We start from the raw sequence: 13,626 nt of genomic DNA, 5'->3' as shown, positions 1-13,626 counted from the left end.
CGGGAGATAGAATGTTTGGGGCTTCCAAGGCAAGTTCAGTTTTGAACGATTCTTAGAGGAAGGTCAGCTATTTCAATCACTTATATGACAGCGAAACGTGATCGCCCGCTCTCCGCCATCGAGGTCCGCAGCGCCGCCGGTGATCCGCGCCGGGGCTGGCTGACGGCCGATGGCTGGACTGTTCCGGTGGCGCTTGGACGTGGCGGAATCCTCGCCAACAAGCGCGAAGGAGACGGCGGCACGCCGCGCGGCATCTTCCACCCCAGGCAGCTCTGGTGGCGCGCCGACCGGCACCGCCGTCCCGTGACCTTCCTGCCGGCCCGGCCGATCCGCCGCGAGGACGCCTGGTGCGAGGACCCCGCCGACCGCCACTACAACCAGCCGATCCGGCTCGACCGCGAGCAGGCCGGCGACCGCCTGACGCGCGAAGATCACCTCTACGACTTCATTGTCGAGATCGACCACAACGCCGCACCGCGCATCGCCGGTCGCGGCAGCGCCGTGTTCCTGCATCTGGCGCGACCGAATTTCGGGCCGACCGCGGGCTGCGTCTCGATGACCAAGGCGTCGATGCTGCGGCTGCTGCGGCGGATGTCGTCGCAGACCCGGATCATCATCGGGTAAAGTTCTGGAATAGCTGAGCATCGGTTTTCCCACGCGACAAACGCGACGCGCTTGTGCTGAGATCGTGCGCAACACAGAAAATTCCCGCAGGGACGAAATCGCATGATCGACAACAACCAGATCGCCGCCGCCAAGGTCCTGCACGATCATTGGCACGCGGGAACGAAACTCGCCGCGCTCGACGGCGCCATGCGGCCGCGCGACCGCGCCGAGGGCTACGCGGTGCAGGCTCAGCTGGAAAAGACATCGCGCGAAAAGCTGTTCGGCTGGAAGATCGCGGCAACCAGCGCGGCCGGCCAGAAGCATATCAATGTCGCAGGCCCACTGGCCGGACGCATCCTCGCCGAGACGTTGATCGCCGATGGCGGCACCGCGTCCATGAAGGGCAACGCGATGCGCGTCGGCGAACCGGAATACGCCTTCCGCATGGCGCGCGATCTCGCGCCGCGCGCGACGCCGTATAGCCTAAGCGACGTGCTCGATGCGGTCGGCACGCTGCATCCCGCAATCGAGATTCCGGATTCGCGCTTCACCGATTTCACATCCGCCGGCGAGGCGCAGCTGATCGCCGACAATGCCTGCGCGCATCTGTTCGTGCTCGGACCTGCAACATCAGCGGATTGGCGCGCGATCGATCTGGTCGAAGAACGCCCGACCATCACGCTGCGCGGCGAGCGCTACATCGGCCACGGCAAGAACGTGCTCGGCGATCCCCGTGTCGCACTCGCCTGGTGCGCCAACGAGCTGCGTGCGCTGGGGCTGACGTTGCGGGCAGGGGAAGTCGTCACCACCGGCACCTGCCATCCGCCGCTGCCGATTCAGGCCGGCGATGTGTTCGCGGCGGACTTCGGCGCGATTGGAAAGGTGTCGGTGAAGTTCGCGTAGGCGGCGCGCTCCCGGCACACACCGCCGTCGTCCTGGCGAAGGCCAGGACCCATCACCACCGCTGTCACTTGCAAGATGAAAGTCTCGCCGCGCGCCCTTTGCGATGGCCGCGGCGTATGGGTCCTGGCCTTCGCCAGGACGACGTTAGTTTTGCACCACCGTCCGCGTCCCAAAAATCGCCGAGCCCACCCGCACATGGGTCGCGCCCATCTGGATCGCCACCGCGAAATCCGCGCTCATGCCCATCGAGAGATTCTTGAGCCCGTTGCGCGCGGCGATCTTGGCGCAGAGCGCGAAATGCGGCGCCGGGGCCTGGTCGACCGGCGGGATGCACATCAGTCCTGAAATCTGCAGGCCGTAGGTGTCGCGGCATGCCGCGATGAAGGTATCGGCGTCCTGCGGCGCGACGCCGGCCTTCTGCGGCTCCGCGCCGGTATTGATCTGGACGAACAGCTCCGGATGCTTGCCCTGATTTTTGACTTCCTTGGCTAACGCTTCGCAAATGCTGGCGCGGTCGACCGAATGGATCGCATCGAACAGCGCGACCGCCTCCTTGGCCTTGTTCGACTGCAACGGTCCGATCAGATGCAGCTGCAGTCCCGGGTTAGCCTGGATCAATTCCGGCCACTTGCCCTTGGCTTCCTGCACGCGGTTTTCGCCAAATGCGCGCTGTCCGGCACGAATAATCGGCAAAATTGCGTCGCCCGCGAATGTCTTCGACACCGCTATCAAGGTCACCGACGCGCGGTCGCGCCGCGCTTCCTTGCAGGCATGCGCGATCTCCCGCTCCACGGCGGCGAGGCCGTGTGGTGAATCAGCCGATAACGGCGCGGTCGGGCTTTGTGTCATGCTTGTGCCGTTCTCTGACAGGCGCGGGGGGTTGGCTCGAATTTTACCAAATTCGGGAAAGGCTTTTTGAAGCCCTTCACTCTACCTTGCGCCCGGGCAAGGGACCAGAATGTCGGGCGTCACTTTCAACCGCAACCGGGTCAAACTCAAGAAGGTTCTGGGCATTCGTGCCCGGCTCGCCTTGCTTGCGGTGATGCTGGTCGCGCCCTTGATGCTCGATCGCGTCCGCACGCTGGAGAATTTCCGCTCGACGCAGATCGCGCAGGCCGCGGCAGGCTATGCCAACCTCACCGCGCACGCTGCCGAAACCCAGCGCGAGGTGGTCTCCTCGGTGGAGACCATGCTGAAATCGGCCGCCTATATCCGCGCCTCCGGCGGCATCGGGCAGAGCTGCGAGGTGCTGCGCGCCAGCCTGCCGACGGTGCTGCCGTGGATCCGCAGCATCATGTTCGTCTCCAGGGACGGGCTGGTGCAGTGTTCGACGCTCAACAGCCAGGTCGGGCTCAATCTCGGCGACCGCGAATATTTCAAGAAGGCGCAGGACAACCGCGGCTTCGTGTTCAGCGACTATCTGCGCGGCAGGACCAACGGCCGGCCGATGATGATGGCTGCCTATCCGGTGGCCGCGATCAATCCGGAGCTCGACTCCATCGTCGTCGCCGGCATCAACATCGACTGGCTGTCGCAGATCATGGGTAATCTCGGCGGCCAGCCTGGCATGTCGGCGGTTCTGGTCGACTCGACCGGCGTCGTGGTCGCAGCCCCCGCGGATCATGCGAGCCTGATCGGCCGCTCGCTCGACACCATTCCCTTGATGTCGGCGATTGCGGAGAAGGCGCTGAGCTACGACGAGCCGTCAGGCTCGGTCTCGTTCACGGCGTCCGACGGCGCGCAGCGCACGCTGAGCTTCGCCCGCATCGCCGGCACGCAGTCCCACCTGATCGTGAGCATGGATGAGGCCAAGGTGACGGCGGCGATCAGCCGCGAGATCCGCACCGCCTATCTGCAGCTCGGCTTCGTCTGCCTCTTCGTGTTGTTGGGTGCCCTCGTCGGCGCAGAGCGGCTCGTGATCCATCCGATCGAGCTGATGACCAGCATGGCGCGGCGGTTCGGCGAGGGCGACTGGTCGGCGCGCGTCGCCAAGCACAAGCTGCCGTCGGAATTCGTGCCGCTGGCGCGCGCCTTCAACGCGATGGCCGCGCAGCTCAGCCAGCGCGAGCGCGAGCTCGTCGCCTCCAACGACCGCCTCACCGTGATGGCCTCGATCGATGCGCTGTCGGGCCTTGCCAACCGCCGCGGCTTCCAGAGCCGGCTCGATTTCGAGTGGATGCGGGCGCAGCAATATGAATCCGAGCTGTCGCTGATGATGATCGATGTCGATCACTTCAAACTCTACAACGATACCTACGGCCATCCCGAAGGCGACGTCTGCCTGACCCGGATAGGCGAGACGCTGGCCGGAATCGCCGCCGACACCATGGGTTTTGCCGGCCGCTATGGCGGCGAGGAATTCTGTCTGTTGTTGCCGGACACCGATGCCGCGCACGCGCTTGCGATCGGCGAGACGGTGCGCACGGCGGTCCTCGGCCTCGCCGTGCCGCACGCGCCCTCGAGCCATTGCGTCGTCACCGTCAGCGTCGGCGTCGCCACCACGAAACCGAACGAGACCCAGCGTCCCGGCGACCTGATCGAGGCGGCGGACGCCGCCCTCTACGCCGCCAAACGGCGCGGCCGCAACGCCGTGATCGAGCACGGCTTCCTGCAGACGCTGGACGAAGCCGGGATGGCGCTGGCGAGTTAGTGCCTCTGATCAAGGAGCGGGCGGAACGAACGGCAAAACTCGGACAAAACATGTCGCGAGGACGCGAAATCGCGCCCCATATCACGCTGTCATCGCTCGGCTCGACCGGGCGATCCAGTACGCCGCGGCCTCTCGGTTCAAGCATAAACGTCTCTGGAATACTGGGTCACCCGGTCAAGCCGGGTGACGACACCGGATCGGTTCCTAGCGGGCTGCCGTGTGGCGACCTTCACCCTTCCCCGCTGTACCGACGGCGGGCCATGACCATTTGGCAGCCCCCAAGCCGTTGACCCCATGGGCGATTTTGTGGCCTAGTCCGCCGTCCCCGAACGGGACCCGAAAATCACCCAAAGCCACCCAGAATCCCTGCGATTTCATGACCGCCGAACGCTACAACGCCCGTGAATCCGAGCCCCGCTGGCAAGCCACCTGGGACGAAAAGGCGATCTTCGCCTCCAAGAACGACGATCCGCGGCCGAAATACTACGTGCTCGAGATGTTCCCGTACCCGTCGGGACGCATCCATATCGGCCATGTCCGCAACTACACGCTCGGCGACGTGCTGGCTCGCTTCATGCGCGCCAAGGGCTTCAACGTGCTGCACCCGATGGGCTGGGATGCGTTCGGCCTGCCCGCCGAAAACGCCGCGATCGAGCGCAAGGTGGCGCCGAAGGCCTGGACCTACGACAACATCGCCGCAATGAAGAAGCAGCTCAAGTCGATCGGGCTGTCGCTCGACTGGGCGCGCGAATTCGCGACCTGCGACCCCAGCTACTACAAGCATCAGCAGAAGATGTTCCTGGACATGCTGCGCGCCGGCCTCGCCGAGCGCGAGAAGCGCAAGCTGAACTGGGATCCGGTCGACATGACCGTGCTCGCCAACGAGCAGGTGATCGACGGCCGCGGCTGGCGCTCGGGCGCCGTCGTCGAGCAGCGTGAGATGAGCCAGTGGGTCTTCAAGATCACGAAGTACGCGCAGGAGCTGCTGGAGGCGCTGGACGGTCTGGACCGCTGGCCCGACAAGGTGCGGCTGATGCAGCGCAACTGGATCGGCCGTTCCGAGGGCCTCTTGATCCGCTTCGCGCTGGATCCGGCGACCACGCCGGCCGGCGAGAACGAGCTGAAGATCTTCACCACGCGGCCGGACACGCTGTTCGGCGCAAAATTCATGGCGATCTCGGCGGATCATCCGCTGGCGCAGGCCGCTGCCGCGAAGAACCCGAAGCTCGCGGAGTTCATCGCAGACATCAAGAAGATCGGCACCGCGCAGTCGATCATCGACACCGCGGAGAAGCAGGGTTTCGACACCGGCATCAAGGCGGTGCATCCGTTCGATCCGAGCTGGAAGCTGCCGGTCTATGTCGCGAACTTCGTGCTGATGGAATACGGCACCGGCGCGATCTTCGGCTGCCCGGCGCACGACCAGCGCGACCTCGACTTCGTCAACAAATACGGCCTCGGCAACGTGCCGGTGGTCTGCCCCGAAGGCCAGGACCCGAAGACGTTTTTCATCACCGACACCGCCTATGACGGTGACGGCCGCATGATCAATTCGCGCTTCCTCGACGGCATGACCATCGAGGCGGCAAAGGAAGAGGTTGCCAAGCGTCTGGAGAGCGAGCTGCGCGGAAACGCACCGGTCGGCGAGCGGCAGGTGAATTTCCGGCTGCGCGACTGGGGTATTTCGCGCCAGCGCTATTGGGGTTGCCCGATCCCGGTCATCCATTGTCCGACCTGCGACGTGGTACCGGTGCCCGACGACCAGTTACCGGTGACGCTGCCGGAGGATGTCAGCTTCGACAGGCCGGGCAACGCGCTCGACCATCACCCGACCTGGAAGCACGTCAACTGCCCGAAGTGCGGCGGCAAGGCGGTGCGCGAGACCGACACGATGGACACCTTCGTGGACTCGTCGTGGTACTTCGCGCGCTTCACCGATCCCTGGAACGCGACCGCGCCGACCACGCCCGCGGTCGCCAACCGGATGATGCCGGTCGACCAGTATATCGGCGGCGTCGAGCACGCGATCCTGCATCTGCTCTACAGCCGCTTCTTCACCCGCGCGATGAAGGCCACCGGCCATATCGACATGAGTGAGCCGTTCGCCGGCATGTTCACCCAGGGCATGGTGGTGCACGAGACCTACCAGAAGTCCGACGGCAGCTGGGTCACGCCGGCCGAGGTCAAGATCGAGGTGGGCGGCAACGGCCGCCGCGCTGTGCTGCTGGCGACCGGCGAGGACATCGAGATCGGCCCGATCGAGAAGATGTCGAAGTCGAAGAAGAACACCGTCGACCCCGACGACATCATCGCAAGCTACGGCGCCGACGTCGCGCGCTGGTTCATGCTGTCGGACTCGCCGCCGGATCGCGACGTGATCTGGAGCGACGAGCGCGTGCAAGGCGCCTCGCGCTTCGTGCAGCGGCTGTGGCGGCTGGTGAACGAATCGGCCGAGATCGCCAAGGCGGCGCCGGCGGACCGGCCGGGCGCGTTTGGGCCCGAGGCGCTGGCGTTGCGCAAGGCGGCCCATGGCGCGCTCGACAAGGTGTCGTCCGGGATCGAGCGGCTGCATTTCAATGTCTGCCTCGCGCATATCCGCGAATTCGCCAATGCGCTGTCCGAGGTGCTGGCCAAGGGTGACAAGCCTGCCCCGGATGTGGCCTGGGCCGTGAAAGAAGCCGCGACCATCCTGGTGCAGCTGTTCTCGCCGATGATGCCGCATCTGGCCGAGGAGTGCTGGGTGGTTCTGGGCCAGACCGGGCTGGTATCCGAGGCCGATTGGCCGCAAATCGAACGCGATTTGCTGGTCGAAGACAGCGTGACCCTCGTCGTCCAGGTCAACGGTAAAAAACGAGGTGATGTTACTGTGCCACGGGCGGCGCAAAATGCGGATATAGAGGCTGCCGTTTTGGCGCTCGATGCGGTAAAAGCCGCACTGGGCGGCAAACCCGTCCGCAAGGTGATTGTGGTGCCCATGAGGATCGTCAATGTTGTCGGCTAGGATCAGGATCGCCGCCCGGCTCGTGGCCGTGGCAGCCTTGGCCGCGCTGACGGCCGGTTGCTTCCAGCCGATGTATGCCGAGCGCACCCTTGACGGTCAGTCGTCCGTCTTGCGCGAAAAGCTGATGGGCGTCGAGGTTCCACCGGTCGACAAGGCGAACGCGTCCCGCGAGGCCCGGGTCGGCGTCGAGGTCCGCAACGCCCTCGCCTTCAAGCTCTACGGCACCGCCACCGGCGCACCGCCGACGCACCGGCTGGTGCTGCGCTTCTATACCAGCCGCTCCTCGCTGATGATCGACCCGACCACCGCGCTGCCGACCAGCGAGAACTACGGCATCGATGCCCAGTTCAACCTGATCGAGATCGCGTCGAACAAGTCGGTCATGACCGGCACCACGTTCTCGCGCGTGTCCTATGACATGCCGGGCTCCTACCAGCGCTTCGCCCGGACCCGCGCCCTCCGCGACGCCGAGGACCGCGCCGCGCAGGAAATCGCCGACAACATCCAGACCCGCCTCGCCTCCTTCTTCTCAGCCGGGACCTGATCGCCGCATTGGTCGCGCTTCGCGGAAAAGAGATCGACAGCTTCCTCGCTCGGCCTGACGCGGGTCGTCCGATCATCCTGCTTTACGGCCCGGACTTAGGGCTGGTGCGCGAGCGCGCCGACGCGCTGATGGCCTCCGCGGTCGACGATCCCAACGATCCGTTCTCGCTGGTGCGCCTCAATGGCGACGAGCTCGCCGCCGAGCCGTCGCGGCTGGTCGATGAGGCCATGACCGTGCCGCTGTTCGGCGGCCGCCGCGCCATCCGCGTCCGCGCCGGCTCGCGTAATTTCTCAAGTGGCGTCGAGACGCTGACCGAGACCGCCGGACTCAAGGATTGCCGCATCGTGATCGAGGCCGGCGAGCTCAGGCCGGAATCGCCGCTGCGCAAGATCTGCGAGCGCGCCAAGAGTGCCGTCGCGATCGGTTGCTATCCCGACACCGAACGCGATTTGACCAAGCTGATCGAGGACGAGCTGCGCGTCTCGAACCTGCGGCTCGCACAGGACGCGCGCGCGGTGCTGATGTCGCTGCTCGGCGGCGACCGCATGGCCTCGCGCAACGAGCTGCGCAAGCTCGCGTTGTTCGCGCATGGCAAGGGCGAGATCACGCTCGACGACGTGATGACCGTGGTCTCCGACGCTTCCGAACTGAAGCTCGATCCGATCGTCGACGGCGCCTTCGCCGGCAACGCCGCGCTGGTGGAAAGCGAGTTCACCAAGGCGATGGTCGCCGGCACCTATCCCGGCGTGATCATCTCGGCCGCGCAGCGCCAGGCGGCCTGGCTGCATAAATCGGCGCTCACGATCGCGGATGGCGCGCCGGCGTCAGCCGTGCTCGAGGGCGGATTTCCGCGGCTGCACTTCTCGCGCAAGCCGGCGGTCGAGATCGCGCTGCGCAATTTCACGCCGCCGCGGCTGGTGGCCGTGATCGATCAGCTCGCGACCGCGGCGCTCGACATGCGCAAGCAGGCCTCGCTCGCCGCCGTCATCGCCCAGCGCGCGCTGCTGTCGATCGCGGCGAATGCGAAGCGGCGGGGGTGAGGCACGAGAAGAGACGTCATTGCGAGCGAAGCAATCCATCGCTCCGCACGCGCGGATGGATGGATTGCTTCGTCGCTGTCGCTCCTCGCAATGACGGTGGAGGCAGACCCGCGGAGCTAACCGCCTTCCAGCCGCCGCACCACCTCGTCGAGCTGCTCGAGGTTGCGGTAGCTGATCTGGACGGTGCCGCCGGGATCGCGATGGCTGACGGTGACGGCAAGGCCGAGCGCATCGCTGACGCGCTTCTCCAGCGCCAGCGTGTCGGCGTCCTTGTCGACCTTCGCGGCGCTGCTCCGCGCCTTCTGCGGCTTGCGCTCCGGCACGCCCTCCTCATGCGCGAGCGCCTCGGCCTGGCGGACGTTGAGGCCTTCGGCGACGATGCGCTTCGCGGCAGTGAGCGGATCCGGCACGCCGATCAGCGCGCGGGCGTGGCCGGCGGAGAGATCGCCCTTCGAGATCAGCGCCTGCACCTCGGCGGGAAGCTTGGTCAGCCGCATCATGTTGGCGACATGGCTGCGGCTCTTGCCGACGATCTTGGCGATGTCTTCCTGGCCGCGTTTGAACTCGTCGGCGAGCGCGTGATAGCCCAGCGCTTCTTCCATCGCGTTGAGGTCTTCGCGCTGGACGTTCTCGATGATCATGATTTCGAGCGCGTCGGAATCAGAGACCTCGACCGGCACAATCGGCACTTCGTGCAGGCCTGCGAGTTGCGAGGCGCGCCAGCGGCGCTCGCCGGCGATGATCTCAAAGCGGTCCTGCACGCCCTTGATGGCGCGCACCACGATCGGCTGGATCACGCCGCGCGCCTTGATCGAATCGGCGAGCTCGCCGAGCTCGGCATCGGCGAAGCTGCGCCGCGGATTGCGCGGGTTGGCCTTGAGGAATTCGATCGGCACCTTGCGCTGCGTGCGCGGCCGCTCGACATGCGCGGCCGCCTCGCCGCCGACATCTCCAATCAGGCTTGCCAGCCCGCGCCCCAGTCGCGAACGCGCTTCATCGGCCATTGTTGCGAGCTCCCTTGGATTCACACGCAGTACTCCAGACTAGAATTTCAGAATCGTCGAGCGGGCCGCGCGCAGCGAAGCCCGTCGCTCTCGTTGCGTGCCAGGATGGGGTTCGCTTCACTGCGCCCATCATCGACAACATCAGTGCGTGCGCAGCTCGCGCTCGCGCTGGATCACTTCGGTGGCGAGCTTGAGATACGCATCGCTGCCGGCGCATTTGAGGTCGTAGACCAAGACCGGCTTGCCGTAGGACGGCGCTTCCGAGATGCGCACGTTGCGCGGGATCATGGTGTCGTAGACCTTGTCGCCCATGAACTGACGCACGTCGGCAACCACCTGGTTGGAGAGGTTGTTGCGCGAGTCGAACATGGTCAGCACGATGCCGTGGATCGACAGCGTCGGGTTGAGCGTCGAGCGCACCTGCTCCACGGTTTGCAGCAATTGCGACAGACCTTCGAGCGCGAAGAACTCGCATTGCAGCGGTACCAGGATCGCGTCCGACGCCGCCATCGCATTGACGGTGAGCAAATTGAGCGAGGGCGGGCAGTCGATCAGCACGTAGGTGTAATCGGCTTCCGGCGAGACGTTGTTGTTCAATCCTGCGATCGCATCGCGCAGCCGGAAGGCGCGACCCGGCGTGGTGCCGAGTTCGAGCTCGAGGCCGGAGAGATCCATGGTGGAGGCCGCGATGTGCAGCCGCGGCACCGCGGTCGCGACCACGGCATCGCGCAGCGGTGCCTCGCCGATCAGCACGTCATAGGTCGAGCAGTTGCGGCTGCGGCGATCGATGCCGAGACCGGTCGAGGCGTTGCCCTGCGGATCGAGATCGACGATCAGGACACGCTCGCCGATCGCAGCGAGTGCGGTACCAAGATTGATCGCTGTGGTGGTCTTGCCGACGCCGCCCTTCTGGTTGGCGAGCGACAGGATGCGCGGGTGGCCCGGCGCCTGGAGTGCCTTATCCCCTTGATAAACCTCGTCCATCACGGTCATACCAAAATACCATTTACTTTCGCGGAGTCCCCTAGCGCCGCTCGATTGACCCGAGTTCGACGATCCAGCCCTGTCCGCCGGTCCGGCTGGAGTGTAGCTTTGGCTCAACAATCCAATATTTAGTGGCCTCGGTCAATTCGGCCTCTACATCTTGACCCTTCAAAAACAGCGCCTTCGCGCCCTTTTTGATCCACGGCTCCGCAAAGCCGATGAGTTGATGTAACGGAGCCAGCGCCCGCGCGGTGACGCAATCGATGGGACCTGCGATTCTATCCACAGTATCCCCGATATCAGCCAGATGCACCGTCCCTGGTGACGCCGTGACCCGTATCGCCTCGCGCAAGAATGCGGCCTTCTTGGCGATTCGCTCAACCAGATGGATCCGCGCGCCTTGTGTCTCGGCCAACGCACAGGCCAGCACGACACCGGGAAAGCCGCCGCCGCTGCCGAGATCGACCCACGATTTTGCTGAGGGTGCGAGGCCCAGAAGCTGCAGCGAATCGGAGACGTGCCGGGTCCAGAGATTCGGAAGCGTGGATGGCGCGACGAGATTAGTTTTGGCCTGCCACTCCAGCAGGAGGGCGATGTAGCGGTCGAGCCGCGCCTCTGTTTCACGTGAAACAGGCGTGAGCGCGAGCGCCGCGGCCTTGTCCTTGGCGGAGACGCTGACTTCGGCGGATTGCGAGGCTGGAGCCATTTCGGGAGCAGGGCCGTTTGTTTGACGTAGTGAAAGCCGGTGGCGAGGCCGACGAGCGGTGGATCGGTCGATTCGCCTTCACGGAAGATAGGCGCTCGATCCCTGTGTTTCACGTGAAACGTCAGGCGGTCGCCTTGGCCGATTTCCGTCGTGCTTCGCGACGCAGATAGGCAGCCAAAATACCCAGCGCTGCCGGGGTCATGCCATCAATCCGGCCCGCCTGCCCGACCGTCCGCGGTTGCGCCTTCTGCAGCTTGGCACGGGCTTCGTTCGAGAGACCCGGCACATCGGCATAGTCGACATCGGTCAGGACCAGGCCCTCGTCGCGCCGGAAGGCGTCGATGTCGGCGGTCTGGCGCTTCAGATAGACGTCGTATTTGGCATCGATCTCGAGATGGACCGCGATCGCAGGGTCAATGGCCGACAGCTCCGGCCAGATCGCCTGCACCGCAGGCCACTCGATCTCCGGATAGGCCAGCAGCTCGAACGCGGATCGGCGATGGCCGTCGCGATTGAGCGCCAGCCCATGCTTGGCAGCTTCGTTCGGTGTGATCGCAAGCGACTTCGCCAAGGTCTTGGCCGCATCCAGGGCCGCCATCTTGGTCCGATGGCGTTCCGCGCGCGCCGTTCCGACGCATCCGAGCGCGATGCTCTTATCGGTCAGCCGCTGGTCGGCATTGTCGGCCCGTAGCGTCAGCCGGTATTCGGCCCGCGAAGTGAACATCCGATAGGGCTCGGTGATCCCGCGGGTCACGAGATCGTCGATCATCACGCCGAGATAGCCGTCTGCGCGATCGAACACGATCGGATCGGTCCCACCGGCAGCCAGCGCGGCATTGAGCCCGGCAACGATGCCCTGCCCCGCCGCCTCTTCGTATCCCGTGGTGCCATTGATCTGGCCGGCCAGGAAAAGCCCGCGCAGACGCTTGGTCTGCAAGGTCGGATCGAGCTCCCGGGGATCGACGTGGTCGTATTCGATTGCGTAGCCCGGACGGACCATTTTCACCTGCTCGAGGCCGGGGATGCTGGCGAGGATCGCGAGCTGGACCTCTTCGGGCAGCGAAGTCGAGATGCCGTTGGGATAGACCGTGCTGTCGTCGAGCCCTTCCGGCTCCAGGAAGATCTGATGGCCGTCGCGATCGCCAAAACGGACGATCTTGTCCTCGATCGAGGGGCAGTAGCGCGGTCCGGAGCTCTTGATCTGGCCGGAATACATCGGCGAGCGATGCACGTTGGCTCGGATCACCTCATGGGTCGCCGGTGTGGTCCGGGTGATCCCGCACTGGATCTGCGGGGTCGTGATCCGGTCGGTCATGACCGAAAACGGCTCCGGAGGCTCGTCTCCGGGCTGCATTTCGACCGCGGACCAGTCGATCGTGGTGCCGTCGAGGCGTGGTGGCGTCCCGGTCTTGAGCCGGCCGAGCACAAAACCCGCCCGTTCGAACGAGGCAGACAAACCCATGGCCGGCGCCTCGCCGACACGGCCTGCCGGCCAGTTCTTCTCGCCGAGATGAATTAGACCGCGCAGGAAGGTGCCGGTCGTGATGACGACCGCACCCGATGAAAGCTGACGGCCATCCCCCAGGCGAATGCCGGTCACGCGCCCATCAATGACGATCAGCTCATCCGCTTCGCCCTCGATAACGCTGAGGTTCGCAGTCTCAGTGATCGCCGCCTGCATCGCGGCCGCATAGAGCTTGCGATCGGCCTGAGCCCGGGGTCCACGGACCGCCGGACCCTTCCGGCGATTGAGCATACGGAACTGGATGCCGCCGGCATCGGCAACCCGGCCCATCAGGCCGTCCAGCGCGTCGACTTCGCGAACCAGATGGCCCTTGCCGAGCCCGCCGATCGCGGGATTGCAGGACATCGCGCCGATGGTCGCGAAACGATGGGTCACCAAGGCCGTCTTCGCGCCCATCCGGGCAGCCGCACTCGCGGCCTCACAGCCGGCATGGCCGCCGCCGATGACAATGACGTCGAATGAGTCTGCCCTGATAGTCATGGCGGGACTTCTATCGCGGAGTAATGAAAGCCGGAAGAACGAAGTTAGGTCGCTGGTTTGAGAACCGCTTCTGCGGCCGAGATATGGATTGCGTCGCCTCGCTCGCAATGCCTGAGCGGAGTTGTTTCACGTGAAACAGCCCGGTCGGGCGGCAGCAACTGTTTCACGTGAAACGGGAGGCGG

Annotated in this window: 11 protein-coding genes; 6 read left to right on the top strand and 5 right to left on the bottom strand. The window is 65.2% G+C overall.

The annotated features are described in order from the left end of the window. Nucleotides 1-84: 84 nt before the first annotated feature. Both ACVIGA_RS21625 and ACVIGA_RS21620 read left to right on the top strand, forming a co-directional pair. Nucleotides 85-624 carry a L,D-transpeptidase family protein gene (locus tag ACVIGA_RS21625; protein ID WP_456667901.1) on the top strand — a complete coding sequence of 180 codons (540 nt, stop codon included), beginning with the start codon at nt 85-87 and terminating at the stop codon, nt 622-624. Between the two features lie 102 nt (nt 625-726). Then, on the top strand, nt 727-1,509 hold the full coding sequence (locus tag ACVIGA_RS21620; RefSeq protein ID WP_456667900.1) for a 2-keto-4-pentenoate hydratase: 783 nt from the start codon (nt 727-729) through the stop codon (nt 1,507-1,509). 144 nt (nt 1,510-1,653) lie between these two features. Here the strand turns inward: ACVIGA_RS21620 and ACVIGA_RS21615 are convergent, their stop codons facing one another. Continuing rightward, nucleotides 1,654-2,358: a YggS family pyridoxal phosphate-dependent enzyme gene (locus ACVIGA_RS21615; RefSeq protein WP_456667899.1), complete on the bottom strand. Its 705-nt coding sequence runs from the start codon at nt 2,356-2,358 to the stop codon at nt 1,654-1,656. A 109-nt stretch (nt 2,359-2,467) separates the two neighbouring features. Between ACVIGA_RS21615 and ACVIGA_RS21610 the strand changes: the two genes are divergently transcribed. From ACVIGA_RS21610 to holA, 4 genes are all read left to right on the top strand, one after another. Continuing rightward, complete coding sequence (locus ACVIGA_RS21610) at nt 2,468-4,159, top strand: sensor domain-containing diguanylate cyclase (protein ID WP_456667898.1); 1,692 nt, start codon at nt 2,468-2,470, stop codon at nt 4,157-4,159. Nucleotides 4,160-4,535: 376 nt separating this feature from the next. Further along, nucleotides 4,536-7,160, top strand: coding sequence for a leucine--tRNA ligase (gene leuS, locus ACVIGA_RS21605; RefSeq protein WP_456667897.1), 2,625 nt, complete (start codon nt 4,536-4,538; stop codon nt 7,158-7,160). Beyond that, complete coding sequence (gene lptE, locus ACVIGA_RS21600; RefSeq protein ID WP_456667896.1) at nt 7,147-7,704, top strand: LPS assembly lipoprotein LptE; 558 nt, start codon at nt 7,147-7,149, stop codon at nt 7,702-7,704. The genes leuS and lptE overlap by 14 nt, the downstream gene beginning before the upstream one ends. An 8-nt stretch (nt 7,705-7,712) precedes the next feature. Next, complete coding sequence (gene holA / locus ACVIGA_RS21595; RefSeq protein ID WP_456667895.1) at nt 7,713-8,744, top strand: DNA polymerase III subunit delta; 1,032 nt, start codon at nt 7,713-7,715, stop codon at nt 8,742-8,744. Nucleotides 8,745-8,860: 116 nt separating this feature from the next. Here holA and ACVIGA_RS21590 read toward each other — a convergent pair whose 3' ends face one another. From ACVIGA_RS21590 to mnmG, 4 genes are all read right to left on the bottom strand, one after another. Further along, on the bottom strand, nt 8,861-9,748 hold the full coding sequence (locus tag ACVIGA_RS21590) for a ParB/RepB/Spo0J family partition protein (protein WP_456667894.1): 888 nt from the start codon (nt 9,746-9,748) through the stop codon (nt 8,861-8,863). A 141-nt stretch (nt 9,749-9,889) separates the two neighbouring features. Continuing rightward, on the bottom strand, nt 9,890-10,741 hold the full coding sequence (locus tag ACVIGA_RS21585) for a ParA family protein (RefSeq protein WP_223971292.1): 852 nt from the start codon (nt 10,739-10,741) through the stop codon (nt 9,890-9,892). A 31-nt stretch (nt 10,742-10,772) separates the two neighbouring features. Beyond that, nucleotides 10,773-11,438, bottom strand: coding sequence for a 16S rRNA (guanine(527)-N(7))-methyltransferase RsmG (gene rsmG / locus ACVIGA_RS21580; protein ID WP_456667893.1), 666 nt, complete (start codon nt 11,436-11,438; stop codon nt 10,773-10,775). Nucleotides 11,439-11,559: 121 nt separating this feature from the next. Beyond that, nucleotides 11,560-13,443, bottom strand: a complete 1,884-nt coding sequence (mnmG, locus tag ACVIGA_RS21575; protein WP_456667892.1) for a tRNA uridine-5-carboxymethylaminomethyl(34) synthesis enzyme MnmG — start codon at nt 13,441-13,443, stop codon at nt 11,560-11,562. Between the last annotated feature and the right edge of the window lie 183 nt (nt 13,444-13,626).

The sequence above is a fragment of the Bradyrhizobium sp. USDA 3240 genome, from assembly GCF_054063295.1.
This window is presented reverse-complemented; position numbering and strand designations above follow the sequence as displayed.

Excerpts from the sequence above, each read along its gene's own strand:
- ACVIGA_RS21590 (WP_456667894.1), bottom strand. The coding sequence starts at position 9,748 with ATGGCCGATGAAGCGCGTTCGCGACTGGGGCGCGGGCTGGCAAGCCTG.
- ACVIGA_RS21620 (WP_456667900.1), top strand. The coding sequence starts at position 727 with ATGATCGACAACAACCAGATCGCCGCCGCCAAGGTCCTGCACGATCAT.
- lptE (WP_456667896.1), top strand. The coding sequence starts at position 7,147 with ATGTTGTCGGCTAGGATCAGGATCGCCGCCCGGCTCGTGGCCGTGGCA.
- mnmG (WP_456667892.1), bottom strand. The coding sequence starts at position 13,443 with ATGACTATCAGGGCAGACTCATTCGACGTCATTGTCATCGGCGGCGGC.
- ACVIGA_RS21625 (WP_456667901.1), top strand. The coding sequence starts at position 85 with ATGACAGCGAAACGTGATCGCCCGCTCTCCGCCATCGAGGTCCGCAGC.
- ACVIGA_RS21615 (WP_456667899.1), bottom strand. The coding sequence starts at position 2,358 with ATGACACAAAGCCCGACCGCGCCGTTATCGGCTGATTCACCACACGGC.
- ACVIGA_RS21610 (WP_456667898.1), top strand. The coding sequence starts at position 2,468 with ATGTCGGGCGTCACTTTCAACCGCAACCGGGTCAAACTCAAGAAGGTT.
- leuS (WP_456667897.1), top strand. The coding sequence starts at position 4,536 with ATGACCGCCGAACGCTACAACGCCCGTGAATCCGAGCCCCGCTGGCAA.
- rsmG (WP_456667893.1), bottom strand. The coding sequence starts at position 11,438 with ATGGCTCCAGCCTCGCAATCCGCCGAAGTCAGCGTCTCCGCCAAGGAC.
- ACVIGA_RS21585 (WP_223971292.1), bottom strand. The coding sequence starts at position 10,741 with ATGACCGTGATGGACGAGGTTTATCAAGGGGATAAGGCACTCCAGGCG.